Origin of the sequence: Nonomuraea sp. NPDC050733, from assembly GCF_040654215.1 — a bacterium.
Lineage (GTDB): Bacteria > Actinomycetota > Actinomycetes > Streptosporangiales > Streptosporangiaceae > Nonomuraea.
Map to the genome: position 1 here is coordinate 193,357 of NZ_JBFAHO010000006.1, position 21,351 is coordinate 214,707.

Genomic DNA, 21,351 nt, shown 5'->3' on the forward strand with positions numbered 1-21,351 from the left:
GGCCCCATGAAACGATTAACCGCCGCCGTCGTCCTGTTCCTCGCCTCGATCCTCGTCCCGCTCGGCGTCGGCGTGCCCACCGCGCACGCCCTGTCCGCCGCCCAGGTCGTCGACATGTACGGCAGGGTCGTCAACGACCACGGCGTCAAGCTCGTGGACTGGCAGGGTTACCTGGCCAACCCGTACATCGAGCTGACTGTCAAGCCCCCGCAGGACGCCCGGTTCCCGGTCACGATCGACCTCAAGGCCGAGGGCACCTCCCGCCTGATGATGGACCTGCCCAGCCAGCTCACGGCGACGGGCTCCACCAAGACGCTGACCTTCGCGAGCGCGAGCGACCAGAAGACGTTCAAGCTGGCGATCCACTCCAAGCGCGGGCCCGGCGCCGACGAGCAGCACACGCTGCGGCTGTCGGTCAGGGACGCGAGCGGCGCCACGTTCCAGCAGAGCATGCCGATCATGGTGCAGCAGGACGAGAAGACGGCGCTGGAGCCGTCGATCCCCATCACCTTCGACTACCGCTACGACACGCTCACCGGCTACTTCTCCGACCCGGCCTTCCGCACGGCCGCGGAGGAGGCGGTCAAGGACTGGTTCCGCTTCTTCGACCTCCAGCCGTTCGACAGCGTGGCGGCCGGGGCCGAGACCAACCACCTGCCGGGCAACGACTGGCAGAACACGATCACCGTCACGAACGGCTCCGCCTACAACGGCATGTACGTGTTCTTCCGCGGCATCCAGTCCCCGTACTCGACCGGCTACCCCGCCGCCAACGGCAAGTACAGCACCCGGGGCGGTCAGCAGCTCCCGGGCCCGCTGCACCGCTCGACCGCGATGATCTTCGAGTACGACGAGGCCGGCAAGCGGCTGTTCACCTCCCTGGCCGACGAGGACTGGTACAAGACCGAGATCGCGGGCTCGGTCCTCGACGTCCACGGCCTGGTCATGCACGAGTACGGCCACGCCGTCGCCTTCCACAGCGACTGGGCCGGCATGCGCTCCTACGTCCAGAACGGCGGGAACGACCCGGACGTCGTCGAGTACATGGGTTACCCGGTGCCGCTGGACAGCAGCTACCACATCCCCGGCGACCAGAAGTACTGGGACCGGATCAGCGGCCAGAGCGGCGGCTGGACCCATCTGTTCCCGACCCGCCGGTGGATGATGACCAAGCTGTCCCTGCTGGTCGCCGAGAACGCCGGCTGGAAGCTGAACCGCAACCTCACCCCGTTCCTCAAGCCGTCGATCGTCACGGCCTCCCTGCCGCAGGCGTCGCCCGGCCAGGCCTACCGGCAGACGCTGGCCGCCAAGGGCGGCGTGCCGTTCTACGACTGGCAGGTCACCTCCGGCTCGCTGCCGCCGGGCCTGTCGCTCGACCGCTTCACCGGCGCGATCAGCGGCACGCCCACGACGGCCGGCACGTACGACTTCACCGTGCGGCTTCGCGACTACGACAAGCTGGGCACCCCGGTCACGAAGACCTTCCAGCTCACGGTCGGCGGAGGCGGCGGCACGTCCGTGAACGTGGCCGGCAGCGCGACCCCGTCGGCCTCGTACACCTCGGCCTGGGAGAGCGTCGCGGCCGTCAACGACGGGATCGACCCGCCGCGCTCGAACGACACCGTCAACCCCCGCTGGGGCACCTGGCCGAACACCGGCCAGCAGTGGGCCGAGCTGACCTGGCCGTCCGCGCAGACCCTCAGGTCCGCCGACGTGTACTTCTTCGACGACGCCGACGGGGTGCGCCTGCCAGCCTCCTGGAAGCTCCAGCAGTGGAACGGCTCGGCGTACGTGGACATCCCGGGGACCTATCCGGTCGTGGCCGACGCCTACAACCACGTGACCTTCACCGGCGTGACCACGACCCGGCTCAGGGTCGTGCTGCAGAGCGGCCAGGGCTCGGTGGGACTGCTCGAAGTCAAGGCGAACACCTAGGAAAGGACCTCATGAGGAAGACCGCCATCGTCACCGCGCTGGCCGGGCTGCTGGGTGCCCTCTCGGTACCCGCTCCCGGCCTCGCGGCCCGGCAGGCCGCGCCGAACCTCGACGTCTTCGACATCTTCTACCGCAACGTCAACGGCTACGGCGTGCAGCTCGTCGACTGGCAGGGTTACCTGGCCAACCCGTACGTCGAGCTGACCGTGCGGGCGCCCAAGACGCCGGGCATCGCCTACCCGCTGACCGTGGACCTCAAGGCCGAGGGCACGTCACGGCTGATGTTCAACATGCCGAGCGAGCTGACCGCGACCGGGGCGACGAAGTCCTTCACCCTCACCGGGCCGGCCGACCGGGAGGTGGTGCGGCTGGCCATCCACTCCAAGCAGGGTCCCGGCCAGGACGAGCGGCACAAGTGGATCATGAAGACGACCGACGCGACCGGCGCGACGGTCACCCAGACCATGCCCATCCGGGTCCAGCAGGACGAGAAGAAGAAGCTGGAGCCGACCATCCCGATCGACTTCGACTACCGCTACGACACGATCACCAAGTACTTCTCCGACCCCGGCGTCCGCACGGCCGCCGAGACGGCCGTGCGCAACTGGTTCGCCTTCTTCGACCTCAAGCCGTTCGACACCGTCCCGGCCGGCGACGAGGTCACGCGGCTGCCGGGCGACGACTGGCAGAACGAGGTGGAGGCGAGCAACGCCAAGCCGTACAACGGGATGTACGTCTTCTTCCGCGGCATCCAGACGCCGTACTCGACGGGCTTCCCGACGATCAACGGCAAGTTCCACACCCAGGACGGCAAGCCCACGCCGTACCACCGCTCGACCAGCATGATCCTGGAGTACGACGAGCAGCTCATGAAGCTGTTCACCTCGCTGGGCGACGAGGACTGGTACAAGACCGACCTCGGCTCGGTCATCGACGTCCACGGGCTGGTCATGCACGAGTACGGCCACGCCGTCGCCTACCACAGCGACTGGGAGGGCATGGCGAAGTACGTCGAGAGCAAGGGCCGGGACGACCAGGAGGTCATCGACTACCAGGGCTACCCGGTGCCGCTCGACTCCAGCTACCACGTGCCCGGCGACGAGCCGTACTGGGACCGGCTGAGCGGGCAGAGCGGCGGCTGGCGGCACGTGTTCCCGACCAGGAGGTGGGAGCTGACCAAGCTGTCCCTGCTCATCGCGGAGAACGCCGGCTGGAAGCTCAACCGGAAGCTCACGCCGTTCCTCAAGCCGTCCATCGAGACGGGCTCGCTCGGCCGGGCCACCGCCGGCCGGCCGTACGAGCAGCGGCTGGCGGCCAAGGGCGGCGTGCCGTTCTACGACTGGCAGGTCACGGGCGGCGCGCTGCCCGAGGGAGTGACGCTCGACCGGTTCACCGGCGCCCTCGCCGGGACGCCGGCCAAGGCGGGCACGTTCACCTTCACCGTGCAGCTCAGGGACTACGACAAGCTCAGCACGCCCGTGACCAAGGAGTACACCCTCACCGTCCGGTAAACGGCGCTATTTCCTGACATTCCACCTGACCAGATCACATTTCATGACCTTTCGGGTCTTGTTATGGCAGGACCCCTTGCAAAGCGGACACGATCTCTTCACCCTCGACCCGTAGGCGTAAAGATCAGCTCTACCCCGGCGGGGGCCCGCCCCCGCCGGGTGTGAAGGAGAGCGTGTGCCGAACACCCCCCGCCGGCGTGCGATCCTGACCGGGATCATCGCCGTCCTCACCCTCATCCTGCCGCTGGGCGCCCCCGCGCTGGCGGCGCCCGCGGCCGCCGGTGCCGGCGCGGACAAGATCAGTTCCACCGTCCAGGCCGAGCTGGCCGACGACGGCAAGGCCACCTTCTGGGTACGCCTCAAGGGCGCAGCCGACCTCAGCGCCGCCCGCCGGGCCAGGACCAAGGAGGCCAAGGCCGAGCAGGTCTTCGAGGCCAAGACCGAGCAGGCCAAGACCTCGCAGGCCGGCGTGCGCAAGCTCCTGGAGTCGCAGGACGCCGACTACACCTCGTACTGGATCGTCAACGCCGTCCGCGTCACCGCCGGGCCGAAGCTGGCCGCCGAGCTCGCCAAGCTGCCCGAGGTCACCGGCATCGAGCCGGTCCGCACGCTGACGCTGCCCAAGCCGGACCCGGGCAAGGCGGAGGCGCGGGTCAAGGCCGTCGAGTGGAACATCGACCGCATCGGCGCCCCGCGCGTGTGGAGCGAGCTGGGCGACCGCGGCGAGGGCATCGTCGTCGCGCACATCGACTCCGGCGCCCAGTTCGACCACCCCGAGCTGGCCGCCTCCTACCGGGGGCGCAACGCCGACGGCTCCTACACCCACGACTACAACTGGTTCGACCCCGCCCACATCTGCCCCACCGCCGCGCCGTGCGACAACAACGGCCACGGCACCCACACGATGGGCACCATGGTCGGCGCCGACGGCATCGGCGTCGCCCCCGGCGCGAAGTGGATCGCCGCCAAGGGCTGCGAGGTCAACACCTGCACCGACGCCTCCCTGCTCGCCGCCGGCCAGTGGGTCCTCGCCCCCACCGACCGCAACGGCGCCAACCCGCGGCCCGACCTCGCGCCGGACATCGTCAACAACTCCTGGGGCGGCGACGGCTTCGACCCCTGGTACAAGGAGACCGTCGAGGCGTGGGTGGCGGCCGGCATCTTCCCGGCCTTCGCCAACGGCAACGAGGGCCCCGCCTGCCGGACCAGCGGCTCGCCCGGCCAGTACGTGAGCAGCTACAGCGCGGGCGGCTTCGACGTCAACAACGCGGTCTACGCCCGCTCCAGCAAGGGCGAGGGCGAGAACGGCGAGATCAAGCCGAACATCGCCGCCCCGGCCGTGAACGTGCGCTCCTCGGTGCCCGGCGGCGGCTACGACTCCTACACGGGCACGTCCATGGCCTCGCCGCACGTCGCGGCCACCGTGGCGCTCATCTGGTCGGCCGCGCCCGCCCTCCAGGGTGACGTGGCGGCCACCCGGCCGCTGCTCGACGGCACGGCGATCGACGTGAACGACACCTCCTGCGGCGGCACCGCCGCCGACAACAACGTCTGGGGCGAGGGCCGGCTCGACGCCTACGCCGCCGTCCAGGCCGCGCCCCGCGACGGCGTCGGCGACCTGGCCGGGACCGTGACCTCCACCACGGGCACCACCACCGGCGGCCCCGTGGCCGGCGCCACCGTCACCATCACCGGCCCGGTCACCCGCACCGCCGTGACCGGCCAGGACGGCACGTACGCCGTGCCGCGCCTGCTGCCCGGCGACTACCGGATCACGGCCGAGAAGTTCGGATACGCCGACGGCGAGGCCACCGCCACGATCGTCGCCGGCCAGCGCGCGACCGCGGACGTCTCCCTGATCCAGCAGCCCTCCGCCGTCGTGTCCGGCACGGTCACCACGGCCGGCACGCCGGAGCCCGGCGCCAAGGTCGAGGCCGCCGGCACGCCGGTCAGCGCCGTCACCGACGCCGCCGGCCGCTACCGGCTGTCGCTTCCGCACGGCGAGTACACCATCACCGTCACCCCGTCCTCCCGCTGCGCCCGCGGCGCCTCCGTGGGCGTCACGCTCTCCGGCGACACGGTCCAGGACATCGAGCTGGGGCTGCGCGGCGACAATTTCGGCTACACCTGCCGCACCGGGGCCGAGCCGTACGTGGCGGGCACCGACAAGCTCGCCCTGACCGGCGACGACGATGCCGTGCAGGTGACGCTGCCCTTCCCGGTCCCCTTCTACGGCGCGGGCCAGGCCAAGGCGTGGGTCAGCACCAACGGCTTCGCCACCTTCGCCGCCGACCGGGTCGTCAGCGGCGCCAACGGCAGGATCCCGACCGTGGGCACGCCCAACAACGCGGTCTACCCGTACTGGGACGACCTCGTCGTGGACGCGAGCAGCGGCGTCTACACCGGCGTCACCGGCACCGCCCCGCACCGCCAGTTCGTGATCGAGTGGCGCAACGTCAAGTACTACAACGACGCCGCGCAGCGCATCTCCTTCGCCGCCCTGCTCGGCGAGGACGGCACCGCGAGCTTCCGGTACAAGGACGTCGACAGCCAGCGCGACCAGGGCATCAGCGCGACCGTCGGCATCGAGGACGCGGCCGGGACCGACGGCATGCTCTACTCCTACGAGGAGGCGGTCCTAGCCGACGGGCGGAGCCTGACGTTCACCGCCAGCAGGCACGGCCTGGTCACCGGCGTCGTCACCGACGCCAACGACGGCGACCCGCTGCCGGGGGCCACCGTCAAGATCGGCGACGTGGCGACCTTCACCACCGGCGCGGACGGCTCCTTCTACGGCCAGGTGCTCGCCGGCGACTACCAGGTCGAGGTGTCCAAGGAGAACTACGGCACCTTCACCAAGCCCGTCACGATCAGCCCGGCGGCGCCCACGAGGATCGACACCGCGCTGGTCACCGGCCGGGTCAGCTCCTCCGTGGGAGAGGTCACCGTGGTGATGCCGGCCGAGGCGAGCCGGACGCGCACGTTCGAGCTCACCAACCTCGGCTCTGCGACCGCCTACACCGTCGCCACCGATCCCGCGCAGGGCTGGCTCGCCGTCACGCCCACGTCCGGCGACCTGGCCAAGGGACAGCGGGTCACGCTGAAGGTCACCGCCTCCAGCGCCGGCGTCCAGCCCGGCACGCTGCGCAGCGGCAAGCTGCTCATCAAATCGGCCAGCGGGCGGCAGCCCGTCATCGAGGTCAAGGTGACGGTCGTCGTGCCCAAGCTCCAGGTCGCGGTGGACGTGGGCGCGAACAAGGGCGCGGTGGACGCCGCCGGCGACGCCTGGACGCCCGACCGCAAGTACACCCAGGGCGGCCACGGCTACGTCGCCACCTCCAACCGCACCCAGTCCACGTCCAAGACCGTCAAGGGCACCGACGACCAGGCGCTGTTCCGCACCGCCCGCGAGGGCATGCTGGAGTACCGCTTCGACGGCGTGCCCGCCGGCACCTACACCGTCGAGCTCGGCTTCGCCGACATCCGCTCGACGGGCATCGGCAAGCGGGTCTTCGACGTGCTGGTCGAGGGGCAGCTCGCCATCCCGGCCCTCGACCTCGCCCTGGAGGCCGGCACGTACACGGCGGTGAGCAGGCAGTACACGGTGAAGGTCACCGACGGCCAGCTCAACGTCCGCTTCGCCACCCGGCAGGGCGACCCGATCGTCAACGCCATCCGCGTCTCCGAGCGGCCGGACAAGGCGACCTCCTGACGGTCCCGGCGCGACTCGCCCCGCCGATGCGGGGCGAGTCGTGACCGGAGGCCGATCCTTCCTTGACCCGGCTACGGGTATCCCTGGTGGAAGGCGTCACGCGCGGGGGCTGGACGCCGGGACGTAGCAGGGGGAGGACCGGGTGACGACACAGAAGCCGGCCGCCGGCGAGCCGATGACCTCACCGCTCGCCCCGGTCAAGCGGCGCCGCACGGGCGAGATGATCGCCAACTGGCTGTCCACGACCGACCACAAGGTCATCGGCTACCTCTACCTGATCACGTCCTTCGGGTTCTTCCTCGTGGCCGGCGTGATGGCGATGATCATCAGGGCCGAGCTGTTCGAGCCGGGACTCCAGGTCGTCACGAACCAGCAGTACAACCAGCTCTTCACCAACCACGGCGTGATCATGCTGCTGCTGTTCGCCACGCCGCTGTTCGCCGGGTTCGCCAACGTCATCATGCCGCTGCAGATCGGCGCGCCCGACGTGGCGTTCCCCAGGCTGAACGCGGTGGCGTACTGGCTGTTCCTGTTCGGCGGCCTGATCACGCTCTGGAGCTTCGTGGTGCCCCTCGGGTCGGCGGACTTCGGCTGGTTCGCCTACACGCCGCTGTCGTCGATCACGTTCTCGCCCAGCATGGGGGGCGACTTGTGGATCATGGGCCTCGTCATGTCGGGGCTCGGCACGATCCTCGGGTCGGTCAACTTCATCACCACGATCATCTGCATGCGCGCGCCCGGCATGACGATGTTCCGCATGCCGATCTTCACCTGGAACACCCTCCTGACCAGCATGATGGTGCTCATCGCGTTCCCGGTGCTGGCCGCCGCCCTGCTGGCGCTGGAGAGCGACCGGAAGTTCGGCACGCACATCTACGACGCGGCCAACGGCGGGCCGATCCTGTGGCAGCACCTGTTCTGGTTCTTCGGCCATCCCGAGGTCTACATCATCGCGCTGCCGTTCTTCGGCATCGTCACCGAGGTGATCCCCGTCTTCAGCCGCAAGCCGCTCTTCGGCTACGTGGGGCTGGTGGGGGCCACGATCGCCATCGCGGGCCTGTCGATGACCGTGTGGGCGCACCACATGTTCCCCACCGGCCAGGTGCTGCTGCCGTTCTTCTCGTTCATGACCTTCCTCATCGCCGTGCCGACGGGCGTGAAGTTCTTCAACTGGATCGGCACCATGTGGCGGGGGCACCTGAGCTTCGCGACGCCGATGATGTTCGTGATCGGCTTCCTCGTGACGTTCCTGCTGGGCGGGCTGACCGGCGTCATCCTGGCCTCCCCGCCACTGGACTTCCACATCAGCGACACCTACTTCGTGGTGGCGCACTTCCACTACGTGGTGTTCGGCACGGTGGTGTTCGCGATGTTCGCGGGCTTCTACTTCTGGTGGCCCAAGATGACCGGCCGCATGCTGAACGACCGGCTCGGCAAGGTCCACTTCTGGATGCTGTTCGTCGGCTTCCACACCACGTTCCTCATCCAGCACTGGCTCGGGGTGGCCGGGTTCCCGCGCCGCTACGCCGACTACAGCCCGGCCGACGGCTTCACCACGCTGAACGAGATCTCCTCACTCGGCGCGTTCCTGCTCGGGCTGTCCACGCTGCCGTTCCTCTACAACGTCTGGAGGACCGCCCGCACCGCGCCGCGCGTCACCGTGGACGACCCGTGGGGCTTCGGCAACTCCCTCGAATGGGCCACCTCGTGCCCGCCGCCGCGGCACAACTTCACCTTCATGCCGCCGATCCGATCGGAGCGTCCCGCCTTCGATCTGCATTACCCGCGCGAACCCCTGGAACCGGCCGCCTGACCGGGAGCGGAGGTTTAGGAAGTTCCTTTTGTGCCATATGCACTGCGTGGGACGACACGCCGGAAGGGGCGCCTCGTGATGGTCGAAGGTACGCGGCAGGAACGGCATGAGAGGCCGGCCAGGCCGCACGTCGTGGTGGTGGGCGGAGGGTTCGCGGGGCTCAGCGCCACGCGCGAGCTCGCCCGCGGGGGAGCGCGGGTCACCCTCGTCGACCACCATCCCTACACCACCTTCCAGCCGCTGCTGTACCAGGTGGCGACCGCCGCCATGGCCGCCGGCGACGTGACCTTCCCGCTGCGGGCCTTCGCCGCGAAGTACCCCCGCGTGCGCGTGCACGCGGCCGGGCTCGGCAAGCTGCTCCTCGACCAGAAGCAGGTCGAGCTCACCGACGGCGCCGTCCTCGACTACGACTACCTGGTCCTCGGCACCGGCGTCACCACCAACTGGCTCGGCATCGAGGGCGCCGAGAAGAACGCGCTGCCCATGTACTCGGTGCGCGACGCCGCCACGCTGCGTTCGCGGCTCCAGCGCTGCCTGGAGGAGACCGCCATGGGCAAGCGCCCGAGCACCCACGTGGTGGTCGTGGGCGGCGGGGCCACCGGCGTGGAGATCTCGGGCAGCATGGCCGAGCTGCGCGCGCGGACGATCCCGCTCACCCATCCCGAGATCAAGCCTGACCAGACCAGCGTCACCCTGGTCGAGCGGTTCGACTACGTGCTGGCGCCGTACAAGCCGAGCCTGCGGGACGCCGCCGCGCGGGCGCTGCGCAAGCGCGGGGTGCGGATGCGGCTCGGGGCGACCGTCGCCTCCGTCGAGCCGGACGCGGTCGTCCTGGCCGACGGCACGCGCCTGCACAGCGACGTGACCGTCTGGGCGCTGGGCGTCACCGCCCCCAAGGAGATCGCCAACTGCGGCCTGCCGCAGGGCAAGGGCGGCCGGGTCCCCGTCACCGAGGCACTGAACCTGAGCGAGCACCCCGAGGTCTACATCGTCGGCGACCTCGCGCTGCCGCCCGAGCCGCTGCCGCAGCTCGCCCAGCCGAGCATCCAGATGGGCAAGCACGCCGGCCGGCAGATCCTCGCCGCGGCGAAGGGCCGCCCCACCGTGCCGTTCCGGTACAAGGACCCCGGCATCATGGCGATCGTCGGGCGCGCCCAGGCCGTCGTGCAGCTGTCCAACGGCTTCACCTTCCGCGGGCTCCCGGCCTGGCTCGTCTGGATCTTCCTGCACGTCGCGTACCTGCTCGGCGGGCGCAACCGGGTCAGCGTGCTCGTCAACTTCTTCTGGCGTTACTTCGGGCCGCGCAGGAGCCGAGCGTCCGTCGCGGAGTGACCCGTACCGAGCGGACAAGGGGGTCTGCACCATGCGGAGAGGGGACAGCGGGAGCGTGCTGTTCATCGGCAACGCCACCACGCTCATCCGGTACAACGGCTTCACCCTGCTGACGGACCCGAACTTCCTGCACCGGGGGCAACGGGCCCACCTGGGCTACGGCCTCACCTCGCGCCGCCTCACCGACCCGGCCGTGGAGCTGGAGGACCTGCCGCCGCTCGACGCGGTGATCCTGTCGCACCTGCACGGCGACCACTGGGACCGCGTGGCGCGCGACGGCCTCGACAAGGGCACGACCGTCGTCACCACGAGGCACGCCGCGCGGCGCCTCCGGAGGCAGGGCTTCGAGCGGGCCGTCGGCCTGAAGACCTGGCAGGAGCACCAGCTGCGCAACGCGACGGGGGCGCTCACCATCACCTCGGTGCCCGCCCGGCACGCGCACGGCGCGGTGGAGGCGATGCTGCCGCCGGTGATGGGCAGCGTGCTGGAGTTCCGCAGCGAGGGCCGCATCGACCTGCGGCTGCACATCAGCGGGGACACCCTGCTGGACCACCACCTGCACCAGATCCCGAAGCGCTTCCCGGACCTCGACGTGGGCATCGTCCACCTGGGCGGCACCAAGCTGCTCGGCACGGTCATGGTCACCATGGACGGGCGGCAGGGCGCGGACTGGGTGGACCTGATCGGTCCCGGGCGGGTCCTGCCCGTCCACTACGACGACTACACGGTCTTCAGCTCGTCCCTGGACGACTTCCGGAGCCACATGGAGCACTCCGGCCACGGCGACCGGGTCGTCTACCTGGACCGCGGCGACACCTGGACCCTTCCGGTCCGTCCCACGGCCCGGACCCGGAGCTGAGGGGCCGCCGGGAGAGGCGCGACCCGGAAGCGCGTCAGCCGGCGGCCGGGAGGCGGAGCTCGGCGAAGACGCCACGGTGGTCCGTGCCCGGGACGTCCAGGATCTCCACCCGTCCCACGTCCGCGCGCCGGTCCACCAGGACGTGGTCGATCGTGATGATCGGCGGGACACGGCGCCCGTTGGGCCAGGTCGGCACCAGTCCCTTGCCGGCCTGGTCGGCGGCGTCCAGGTAGCCGCGCTCCAGCAGGTCGCGGAAGGCGCGGTGGTCGAGGGAGGCGTTGAAGTCGCCGGCCAGCACCCGCGTCACCTCCCGCGAGGGCGGCGGTAGCGCGTCCAGGGCGGCGTTCCACTCGGTGACGCGGGCGCCCAGCGGCGGGTTCGGGTGGACGGCGACCACCTGCGCGGTCGTCCCGCCCGGCAGGGTGATCGTCGCCGAGGGCATGTTGTGCCCGATGGGGGTGAACAGCCCCTTGAGCTCGGTCAGCGGGTGCTTGGCGTACAGGCCGCTGCCGGTGGCGCCGTGGTCGGCCTGGAGCACCTGGTACGGCATGAGCCGCCCGAGACCGGCCGCCTCGAGCGCGGCCACCTCGCGGTGGGTGAGCTCCAGCGCGCTGAACACGTCCGGGTCGTACGCCTGGACGAGCCGCACGACGGCGTCCGCGTCGGCCCGCCCGAACAGGTTGACGGCCAGCACCCGCAGCGCCGGCCCGGATGTCGCCGCCCGGCCGTCGGCCGTGGCCGGGACCGCCCGCGGCGCCACCAGCGTCACCAGCGCGACGCAGGACAGGGCGGTGACCACCGCCGCCGGCCGGTTCCGGAACGCGAACAGCACGGTCAGCAGCGCCGTCATCACCACCGCGTACGGCGTCATCGTCATGAGCTGGGTGACGAACGATCCCTGCTCGATCCCGGCCAGCCGCACCAGCGTCCACAGGGCGAGGAGGACGGCGACGGTCCACGAGGGCCAGCGCCCGCGCCTCTTCGGGGAAGCCGCACCGGGCTCCCCGTCCGCCGCTCGCCGGCGGCCGGCCGTGATGTTCACCTTCGCTGCCCGCTTTCACCGGTAATGGGGTGAAGATTCGCTATATCGCCGTTGGTACGACGTTGCGCTGATCGTCGGCTAAGCCACCTGACGTCTGCCGAGTCCGACGATAGACGCCCGCCGCCCGGACCGCTGACCATGGCCCCGTCCGCCCTCCGGCCCGCTCGCGTCGCCCCCCGCTGACCTGCGGGAAACGCCGGTGCGCTTCCTGAAAGCCTTCTCAGGTGCGGGCCGCGTGAGCGCGGGGGCGGGCGGGCCACGGGTTAGGGTGCTGGCATGCCTACCGCACTGATCACCGGCGCGACCGCCGGCATCGGCGCCGCCTTCGCCCGGCGGCTGGCCGCCGACGGCTTCGGCCTCGTCCTCGTGGCGCGCGACGAGCAACGACTCGGCGAGGCCGCCGACCGGCTCAAGCTCAGGTACGGCGTGAGCGTCGAGGTGCTGCCCGCCGACCTCGCCACGGAGGAGGGGCTGTCCCGGGTGGAGGCCCGGCTGCGCGAGGACGACGACCGGCAGGTCGACCTGCTCGTCAACAACGCCGGCTTCGGCCACCCCGGGGCGTTCCTCGACGTGCCGGTCGAGGACGAGCTGCGCATGCTCAAGCTCCACTGCGAGGCCGTGCTGCGGCTGACGCTGGCCGTCCTTCCCGGGCTGAGGCGGCGCGGCAGGGGAGGCGTGATCAACGTGGCCTCGGTCGCCGCGTTCTTCACCCGCGGCACCTACAGCGCCTCCAAGGCGTGGGTGGTGAACTTCAGCGAGTCCGTCGCGGTCGAGGTGCACGAGCCCAAGGTCCGGATCATGGCGTTGTGCCCGGGGTTCGTGCGGACCGAGTTCCACGAGCGGGCCTCGATGGACGTGAGCGGCATCCCGGGCTTCCTGTGGCTGGACGCCGACGCCGTGGTCGGCGCCGCCATGCGGGACCTCGCGCTGGGCAGGCGCGTCTCGGTGCCCGACGCCCGCTACAAGGCCATCGTCGCCGTCGGCAAGTTCGTGCCCCGCGGCCTGGTGGGCGCCGTCTCGGCCCGCCTCGGCCGCCGCTGACCCACGGTCCGGCCGGAAAAAGGGCGGGCCCCCGCCGCGGGAGGGGGTCGCGGTGGGGGCCCAGTCGGTGACGAGCGTGGCCCGTCACCGACACCTTGGAAGATCACTGGCCCCGGCCGTCACAGGCCGGGGACCACTGATGAGGACTACAGGCCGCGGTTCTGCTCGTGGCCGATCGACAGACCGCTGTTGGTGTCGAAGAAGTGCAGGTTGTGCGTGTCCAGGACCAGGTCGATGCTCTGGCCGGGACGGACGTGGCTGCGGGCGTTGACGCGCGCGGTCCACAGCGACTTGTCGCCCACCAGCGGCAGCGCGGCCTCGTCGTCGTCGCCCTGGTCGGCGGCGGCGACGGTGTCCTTGTGCTCGACGGGCGGGGCGTCGATGAGGAACAGCACGTTGATCTCGGAGCCCAGCTCCTCCGTGACCTCGGCCTTGACGGGCAGCGTGGCCCAGCCGTTGGCGTGGCTGCCGGCGGAGGCGGCGTCCTCGAAGTCGGAGGGGCGGATGCCCAGGATGATCTGCTTGCCGATGTACTTGTCGAGGCCCGGCTTGTCGGTGAACGTCGAGTCGGGGATCGGCAGGTTGATGCCGGCGAACGTCACGGCGGCGCCGCCGTCGCCACGGACCAGCTCGGCGGTGACGAAGTTCATCGACGGGGAGCCCATGAAGCCGGCGACGAACAGGTTGACCGGCTTGTCGAACAGGTTCTGCGGCGTGTCCACCTGCTGGAGCAGGCCGTCGCGCAGGACGCAGACGCGGTCGCCCAGCGTCATGGCCTCGACCTGGTCGTGGGTGACGTACACGGTCGTGACGCCGAGGCGCTCGTGCAGCGTGTTGAGGGAGGCGCGCATGGACACGCGGAGCTTGGCGTCCAGGTTGGACAGCGGCTCGTCCATGAGGAACGCCTGCGGCTCGCGGACGATCGCGCGGCCCATCGCGACACGCTGGCGCTGACCACCGGACAGGGCGGCCGGCTTGCGCTTGAGGTACGTCTCGAGGCCCAGCATCTTGGCGGCCTCGTTCACCCGCTTCTGGATCTCGGGCTTCGGCATCTTGCGGAGCTTGAGGCCGAAGGCGAGGTTCTCCTCGACCGTCATGTGCGGGTAGAGGGCGTAGTTCTGGAAGACCATGGCGATGTCGCGGTCCTTCGGCGGGAGGTGGTTGACCACCTTGTCGCCGATGGCGATCTCGCCGCCGCTGATGTCCTCCAGACCGGCGATCATCCGCAGGGCGGTCGACTTACCGCAACCGGAGGGGCCTACCAGCACCATGAACTCGCCATCCCTGATCTCAAGGTTGAGCCCGTTCACGGCCTTCACGCCACCGGCGTAGATCTTGTCGACATTGGTCAGAACGATGGATGCCATGCCATTCCTTCGGGGTCCAGGGCGGCGGCCTAGGTGTTGGGCGGGTGTCCACTCACATGGATACGTTTTCATGCATCTCACCCGAAAGGGACAGGGGTGTCAAGGGTTGCGGGGTGACCAGCTTCTGCGGAGCCCCCGGGGTTCCGGTCGGATGGAAACCATGATGGAATCGTTTCCATGGAGGCGAAGCGGGCGACCATCAAGGACGTCGCCGAGGCGGCGGGCGTGGGCGTGGCCACGGTGTCCCGGGTGCTGTCGGGCGGCTCGGCCAGCCCGCACACCAGGGAGCGGGTGCTGGCCGTCGCGGCCCAGCTCGACTACCGGCCGAGCGCGCTCGGCCGCAACCTGCGCCAGCGCCGCACCGGCGGCATCGGCCTGCTCGTCCCCGACCTGACCGACACCTTCTTCGGCCAGCTCGCCGAGGGCGTGCTCGCCTGCGCCCGGTCCGCGGGCGAGCCCGTGGTGCTCGGCTCCACCGGCGACGACCCCGAGCAGGAGGCCGAGCTGGTCGGCATGCTGCTGGAGCAGGGGGTGGACCGGATGATCGCCGTGCCGTCGGGCGGCGCCGACACCTGGGGGCCGGCGGCGCGGGCCGGCATGACCGTGGTCTTCGCCGACCGGCTCCCCGCCGAGCGGGCCGCCGACGGCCTGACCGGCGGGGGGCCGCCGGGGGGAGCCGGCGACCTCATGCTGCTCGACGGCGTTCCGCCGCCCCCGCCGGCCCGTCCCGCCGAAGTGCCCGCCGTCCTGGCCGACGACCGGACCGGCATCCGCACGGCGGTCCGCTACCTGCGCGGCCTCGGTCACCGGCGCATCGCCTTCCTCGGCGGCCCCGGCCACGACCGGCGGGTCGCCGCGTTCCGCGAGGCCGTCGGCCCGCCGGTGGACGAGGACCTCGTCGTGTTCGCCACCGGCAGCCGCGACTCCGCCTACGCCGCCGCCTCGGGGCTGTTCCAGAGCCGTCCCGACCTGACGGCCGTGTTGGCGGGCGGCAACATGCTGGGGGAGGCGGCCGTCCTGGCCGCCCGCGAGCTGGACCTGCGGGTGCCGCGGGACGTGTCGCTCGTGATGTACGACGACGTGCCGTGGGCGGAGCTGTGCTCGCCGCCGCTCACGGTGATCGCCCAGCCGGGACGCGACATCGGCTACCGCGCCGCCGAGCTGGTGCTGCGCACCTCGGGCCGCCGCCCCCGCGCGGTCGTCCTGCCCACGGAGCTCATCGTCCGCGGAAGCTGCGGCCCCCGCCGCTGACCTCCGACCGTGCCTTCCGCGCCCCGACCGGTCCCGTGGTTGCCATACTGATCGGCAAGGGATGTACTCGCTCCTGGGCTCCGGACGGTCTCGGGGAGATGCCACGGTGGATTTCGCGATTCTGGGATCCCTGCGCGTGCGCGGCGCGGAAGGACCCCTTCGGCTGAACGCCAAGCAGCGCGCCGTGCTGAGCGCCCTGCTCCTCCAGCCCAACGTCGCCCTGTCCACCGAACGCCTCGTCGAAGCCGTCTGGGACGCCCCGCCGTCCTCGGCCGTGGCCAACCTCCAGACGTACGTCTCCCAGCTGCGCCGCGCCCTGCGGGGCGGCTCGCTGAGCCTGCGCAGGGAGTCCTCCGGGTACATCTGCGAGGTGACGCCCGACCAGCTCGACCTGCTCGCGTTCGAGGACGCCGTCCGGCGGGCGCGGCGCGCGCGGCGGGCGGGCGAGCTCCAGGCGGCGGCGCGGGCCTACGCGGCGGCTGTGTCCCTGTGGCGGGGCAGCCCCGCGGAGGACGCCCGGCTCGGCATGGCGATGGCGCCCAGGATCGCCGAGCTGGAGGAGCAGCTCGTCGTGGCCAGGTCCGACTGGATGGACGTGCGGCTGGAGCTCGGCGAGGAAGACCTGGTGGCCGAGCTGCGGACGCTGGTCGCCGCCCACCCGCTGCGTGAGCGGCTGTGGGCGCAGCTCATGCTGGCCCTGCAGAAGAGCGGGCGGCGCAGCGAGGCGCTGGACGCCTTCCGCCAGGCCCGCGCGGTGCTCCGCGCGGAGCTCGGCATCGAGCCGGGCCGCGAGCTGGCCGGCCTGCACGCCGCCCTGCTCGCCGGTGATCCCGTGCCGGCCCCCGCCCGCTGCGCCCCCGTCTCCCGGGCGCCGCTGTGCCAGCTTCCCGCCGACACCTGCGACTTCGTGGGCCGGCGGGCCGAACTGGACGCCCTGCTGGCCGCCGCGCGGGCGCGGCCGGACCGGATGTCGCCGCCGATCGTGGTCGTGTCGGGGCTGCCGGGGGTGGGCAAGACCACGTTGACCGTGCACGCGGCGCACCTGCTGCGCGCCGACTACCCCGACGGCCAGGTCTTCCTGCGGCTGGGCCGCGACGCGGCCGGGCCCCGCAGGCCTGACGACCTGGTGGGCGAGCTGCTCAGATCGCTGGGCGTGGACGGCACGCTGATCCCCGGGCCGCTGGAGGAACGCGCCAGACTGCTCAGGCAGCGCCTGGCCGACCTGGCCGTGCTCATCGTGCTCGACGACGCCCAGGACGCGACACAGGTGCGCCACCTGCTGCCGGGCACGGCGCGCTGCTGCGTACTGCTGACGTCCAGGTCGCGGATGCCCGCACTGGAGGGGGCCACCCGGCTGCCGCTGGAGCTGCCCGGCGAGGACGACGCCCGCCTGCTGCTGGAGCGGGTGGCGGGCGGGGTCCGGTTCGGGGCGGCGCCGGAGGCGACGGGAGCCCTCCTGCGGGCCTGCGGGATGTTACCGCTGGCGATCAGGGTGGCGGGCGTCCGGCTGGCCATCCGTCCTTCCTGGCCGGTACGCGAGCTCGCCAGCCGGCTAGAGGACCGGCGGCTCGACGAGCTGATCGTGGGCGGGCTGGACGTGCGCGGCACGTTCTCGGAGAGCTACGCGGCCCTGCCGGACCCGGCGCGGCGGGCGTTCAGGCTGCTCGGGCTGGCCGACCTGGAGAGCATCGCCGAGTGGTCGGTCACGGCGCTGCATGGCGGGTCGGCACTCGAGGCTGACGCGGCGCTGGAGACCCTGGTGATCAGCGGGATGCTCGACACCGGCGAGGTCGACGTGGCCGGCCAGCCGCGCTACCGGCTGCACGATCTGCTGCGGGTCTACGCCGGCGAACGCGCCCACGCCGAGGACGCACCGGAGGAACAGCGGGCAGCGCTGGCCAGGCACGTGAGGGAGTGCCTGCGCCGGATCAGGGCGGCCACCCGTGAGCTGCCCATACCGACCGCGCCGCCGTACCCGGAGGCCGAGGCGACCGGAGGGGTGGGCGCCGCGTGGCTGGCCGCCGAGCACAGGACGCTCATCCACGGCGTGCAGGTGGCCGTCGACCTGGGGATGGCGGAGGAGGCCGCCGAGCTGGCGCATCATCTGTCCGCGTACCTGAACCTCGAAGGGTTCCTCGACGACGTGGAGCGGCTGCAGCGGCTCGTGATCGCCGCGGCTCCCGGTGAGCGGATCGCGCTGCGGGCGGAGCTGCTCCTGGCGGGGGTGCCGCTGTCGCGAGGGGCCTACGGGAGCGCGAGCGCGCACTTCGGCCGGCTGTTACGGGACTTCCAGCGGATCGGCGACCAGCACGGGGCCGCGTACGCGCTGATCAACCTTGCCGCGTGCCACCACGGGGCCGGGCATTGGGAGCAGGGGCTGGACGACGCGAACCGAGCCATCGCCATGATGGAGGAGCTGGGCGACAGCGGCGGGGTCGACTACGCCGCGATCTGGCCCATCTGGATCCACATGGAGCTCGGCCGGTACGGCGAGGCGATGCGGCTCTGCCAGGAGCGGCTGGCCAAGGCGGGCGACGACCCCCGCGTGCGCGGCGACCTGCTGCGGGCCCTGGGCACCGTCCGCTACATGCGCGGTGACGTGGCCGAGGCGGTGCGGTGCTACCGGGAGAGCCTGCTGATCAGCGAGGCCATCGGGGACCGTGTCGCGGTGAGCAAGGTGCTGCGCAGGCTCGGTGAGGCGGTGGGGGCGCTCGGCGGGTTCGACGAGGCCGTGGACGCGCTCGGCCGGGCCCGGTCGCTCTTCCGCGAGTGCGGCGACGAGCTGGGCGAGGCCCTGGCCACGTACGCGCTCGGCGAGGTGCGGCTGCGGCAGGGCCGCGCCGGGGAGGCGCTCGGCCTGCTGGGCGCCGTACGCGAGCGGCTCGGGACCGACGGGCCGCCCGTGTGGCGGGCCCGCGTGCTCAGGGAGCTCGGGCGCGCGCACGCCGAGCTGGGGGAGCGCGAGCGCGCGGCCGCGGCGTGGCGCGAGTCGATCGAGTTGTTCGAGAGCGGACCGGAGCGCGCGCGGGTGGAGGCCTACCTGGCCGGCTGATACCTGGTCATCGGCACGGCCGGGGATCGTGCCGCCGAGCGCCTGCTCCACCTGCGGCCGCGACGTCGCGGCAGTGGGGCGCCCGCGCCAAGAAGAGCCACTGCGCGACGATGAGCCCGGTGGCCAGCGTGTCGTAGCAGGGCAGAGCGGCGGCCAGGGCCGCCACCTGGGCCGGGGTCATACCTGAGAGCTACGCCGAAGTGGGCTCCCCGGGGTGAGGACGACCACGAGGCGTGATCCCTAGCGTCGGTGTCGGAAAACACGAGTGATCTCCGGCATGAAAGGACCGACAGCCATGGCCTCCCCGCCGCGCGGCACCCGCCTGCGCCGCGCCCTGCTCGCCGCGTTCGTCGCCGGGGCGGTGGCCGTGCCCGTGTCGGGTGCGGCCCGTCCCGGCGCCGTACCGGCGCCCGCCCCCGCCGCCCTGCCCCCGTTACGCGCCGTGACGCCCGCCGCCCTCGCGCAGCGGTACGCCGCCACCCGCGAGGACATCCGCGCGGCCGAGCGGGCCGCGGCCCGCCACGGCGACGTCCGCCGCTCCGGCCGGCTGCGCGAGATGGGCGGACCCGACCGGAGCTTCCTGTCCTTCGACGGGCGCGACGGCGGACGCACCGTCGAGGTCTTCGGCGACCTGTCCCGCGCGGACCGGATCGCGGTGCTGGTGCCCGGCTCCGACACCAACCTGGACATGTACGACCGGCTGCGGGCCGGCGCGACCCGGCTGCGCGACGCGCTGGGCGAGGGGGCGGCGGTCGTCGCGTGGCTGGGGTACCGGACGCCGAGCACGGTGAGCACCGAGGTGCTGACCACCGGCCGCGCCGACGAGGCCGCGCCCGCCCTGCGCGCCTTCGTGCGGACGCTGCGCGGGCTCGAACCGCACGCGAGGATCTCCCTGCTGTGCCACTCGTACGGGTCGGTGGTGTGCGGGCGGGCCGCGCCGGGCCTGGAGGTGGCCGACATCGTCCTGTACGCCAGCGCCGGTGTGGGCGTCGACACGGTCGCTGAGCTGCGCACGCGGGCCACCGTCTGGGCCGGCCGGGCCAGCGGTGACTGGGTCGCCGCGGTGCCCAACGCGCGGATCAGGCTCCCGTTCGCCACGGTGGGACTCGGCGCCGACCCGGCCGGGCGGGGGTTCGGCGCCCGGGTCTTCGCCGCGGGCGACGGCGGGCACAGCGACTACCTGAAGGCGGGCTCGCTCAGCCTGGCCAACCTCGCCGCGATCGCGTCCGGCCGGCCCCCGGCCCCGCCGGGACACGACTCATGACCGCGCAGGGGGTGTCCGGGCGTGGCCTGGCCGGGCGTGACCTGGTCACGCGGATCGAGGCCGCGACCCCGCCGGGGCGGGACAGGGCGCTGGACGGGTTGCGCGCGCTGGCGATCGCCGGGGTGGTCCTGGGCCACTGGCTCGTCACCGCCCTCGTGCTGGACAGCGGCACGCTGCGCGGCGCGAGCCCGCTGACGTACCTGCCCGAGCTGACCCCCGTCTCCTGGTCGCTGCAGACCCTGGCGGTGTTCTTCTGGGTGGGCGGCCGGGCCGCGGCGCGCGGCCACGCCTCCGCGCGCGCCCGGGGAGTGGGATACGGGCCGTGGGTCCGCGGCCGGCTGGCCCGGCTGTTCCGGCCGGTCGCGGCCGTGACAGCGGTCTGGAGCCTGGCGGCGGTGGTGATGCTCGCCTCGGGCGCCGGCCAGCAGACCGTGTACGCGCTGGTCAGGCTGGTGCTGTCGCCGCTGTGGTTCCTGCTGGTCTACGCCGCGCTGACGGCGGCCACGCCGCTGGCCGCCCGGCTGAACCCCCTGTGGCCGCTCGCCGTCGTCGCGCTGGCCGACCTCGTCCGGTACGGGCTTGACGGCCCCGCCTGGGCCGGCTGGGTCAACGTGCCTGCGGGCTGGCTGGTGCCGTACTGCCTGGGCGCGGCCCGCGTCTGGGACGGCCCGCGTGCCCGGGCGGCCGCGTGGGGCCTGCTGGCCGGAGCCGGGCTGGTCGCGGCCGGGCTCGTGCTGTGGGCCGGGTATCCCGCCGCCATGGTCGGGGTGCCCGGCGCGCCCGTCTCCAACCTGGCTCCGCCCACCCTGGCGGCGGTCGCCTTCGGACTGGCCCAGTGCGGCGCGGCCCGGCTGCTGTACGACCCGCTGCGGCGGGCGCTGCGACGGCCCGCCGCCTGGGCGGCGGTGGCACTGGTGAACCTGTCGGCCATGACCCTGTTCCTCTGGCACCAGACCGCGATGATGGTGGTCACGGCGCTCGGCCTGCTCGCCGGCGTGCCCCTGCCCGGCCTGCACACGCTCCCCTCGGACGCCGGATGGGTGCTCGCCCGCCTGCTCTGGCTGCCCGCCTTCGCGCTGGCCCTGCTGGGCTGCTGGGCGGCCTTCCACGCGTACGAGCGGGTGGGGACCCGTTCCGGCGGCGGGGCGCGGCATGTCTAGGGTGGTCCCGAT

General features: G+C 72.2%; 14 protein-coding genes. 11 read left to right on the forward strand and 3 right to left on the reverse strand.

The genetic code is table 11. The features are described from left to right. Positions 1-6: 6 nt before the first annotated feature. The 6 genes from AB0H64_RS14375 to AB0H64_RS14400 all read left to right on the forward strand — a co-directional run bounded on the left by AB0H64_RS14375 (position 7) and on the right by AB0H64_RS14400 (position 11,162). Entirely contained in the window at positions 7-1,935 is a 1,929-nt protein-coding gene (locus AB0H64_RS14375) for an Ig domain-containing protein (protein WP_357623822.1), read from the forward strand. Between the two features lie 11 nt (positions 1,936-1,946). Further along, complete coding sequence (locus AB0H64_RS14380) at positions 1,947-3,446, forward strand: Ig domain-containing protein (protein ID WP_357623824.1); 1,500 nt, start codon at positions 1,947-1,949, stop codon at positions 3,444-3,446. A 175-nt stretch (positions 3,447-3,621) separates the two neighbouring features. Continuing rightward, the gene (locus tag AB0H64_RS14385; RefSeq protein ID WP_357623826.1) at positions 3,622-7,158 is read left to right on the forward strand and encodes a S8 family serine peptidase; all 3,537 of its coding nucleotides are present in this window, start codon (positions 3,622-3,624) and stop codon (positions 7,156-7,158) included. Positions 7,159-7,333: 175 nt separating this feature from the next. Then, entirely contained in the window at positions 7,334-8,971 is a 1,638-nt protein-coding gene (gene ctaD / locus AB0H64_RS14390) for a cytochrome c oxidase subunit I (protein ID WP_357624067.1), read from the forward strand. Positions 8,972-9,049: 78 nt separating this feature from the next. Then, a complete protein-coding gene (locus AB0H64_RS14395; protein ID WP_357624068.1) occupies positions 9,050-10,303 on the forward strand; it encodes an NAD(P)/FAD-dependent oxidoreductase in 1,254 nt (417 codons plus the stop codon). Between the two features lie 31 nt (positions 10,304-10,334). Further along, a complete protein-coding gene (locus AB0H64_RS14400) occupies positions 10,335-11,162 on the forward strand; it encodes an MBL fold metallo-hydrolase (protein ID WP_357623828.1) in 828 nt (275 codons plus the stop codon). A gap of 34 nt (positions 11,163-11,196) precedes the next feature. On the opposite strand, the gene AB0H64_RS14405 is transcribed toward AB0H64_RS14400, so the two are convergent. Continuing rightward, complete coding sequence (locus tag AB0H64_RS14405; protein ID WP_357623830.1) at positions 11,197-12,204, reverse strand: endonuclease/exonuclease/phosphatase family protein; 1,008 nt, start codon at positions 12,202-12,204, stop codon at positions 11,197-11,199. Positions 12,205-12,480: 276 nt separating this feature from the next. On the opposite strand from AB0H64_RS14405, the gene AB0H64_RS14410 reads away from it, so the two are divergent. After that, positions 12,481-13,245, forward strand: coding sequence for an SDR family oxidoreductase (locus AB0H64_RS14410; protein WP_357623831.1), 765 nt, complete (start codon positions 12,481-12,483; stop codon positions 13,243-13,245). Positions 13,246-13,391: 146 nt separating this feature from the next. Here AB0H64_RS14410 and ugpC read toward each other — a convergent pair whose 3' ends face one another. Further along, entirely contained in the window at positions 13,392-14,612 is a 1,221-nt protein-coding gene (ugpC, locus tag AB0H64_RS14415; protein ID WP_357623833.1) for a sn-glycerol-3-phosphate ABC transporter ATP-binding protein UgpC, read from the reverse strand. Positions 14,613-14,789: 177 nt separating this feature from the next. Between ugpC and AB0H64_RS14420 the strand changes: the two genes are divergently transcribed. Together AB0H64_RS14420 and AB0H64_RS14425 are read left to right on the forward strand one after the other, a co-directional pair. Beyond that, positions 14,790-15,863, forward strand: coding sequence for a LacI family DNA-binding transcriptional regulator (locus AB0H64_RS14420; protein WP_357623834.1), 1,074 nt, complete (start codon positions 14,790-14,792; stop codon positions 15,861-15,863). 106 nt (positions 15,864-15,969) lie between these two features. Continuing rightward, positions 15,970-18,915, forward strand: coding sequence for a BTAD domain-containing putative transcriptional regulator (locus AB0H64_RS14425; RefSeq protein WP_357623836.1), 2,946 nt, complete (start codon positions 15,970-15,972; stop codon positions 18,913-18,915). Between the two features lie 7 nt (positions 18,916-18,922). Here AB0H64_RS14425 and AB0H64_RS14430 read toward each other — a convergent pair whose 3' ends face one another. Beyond that, entirely contained in the window at positions 18,923-19,096 is a 174-nt protein-coding gene (locus tag AB0H64_RS14430; protein WP_357623838.1) for a hypothetical protein, read from the reverse strand. Between the two features lie 114 nt (positions 19,097-19,210). Between AB0H64_RS14430 and AB0H64_RS14435 the strand changes: the two genes are divergently transcribed. Together AB0H64_RS14435 and AB0H64_RS14440 are read left to right on the forward strand one after the other, a co-directional pair. Continuing rightward, the gene (locus AB0H64_RS14435) at positions 19,211-20,179 is read left to right on the forward strand and encodes an alpha/beta hydrolase (protein WP_357623840.1); all 969 of its coding nucleotides are present in this window, start codon (positions 19,211-19,213) and stop codon (positions 20,177-20,179) included. Continuing rightward, a complete protein-coding gene (locus AB0H64_RS14440) occupies positions 20,176-21,339 on the forward strand; it encodes an acyltransferase (RefSeq protein ID WP_357623842.1) in 1,164 nt (387 codons plus the stop codon). The genes AB0H64_RS14435 and AB0H64_RS14440 overlap by 4 nt, the downstream gene beginning before the upstream one ends. Positions 21,340-21,351: the final 12 nt, after the last annotated feature.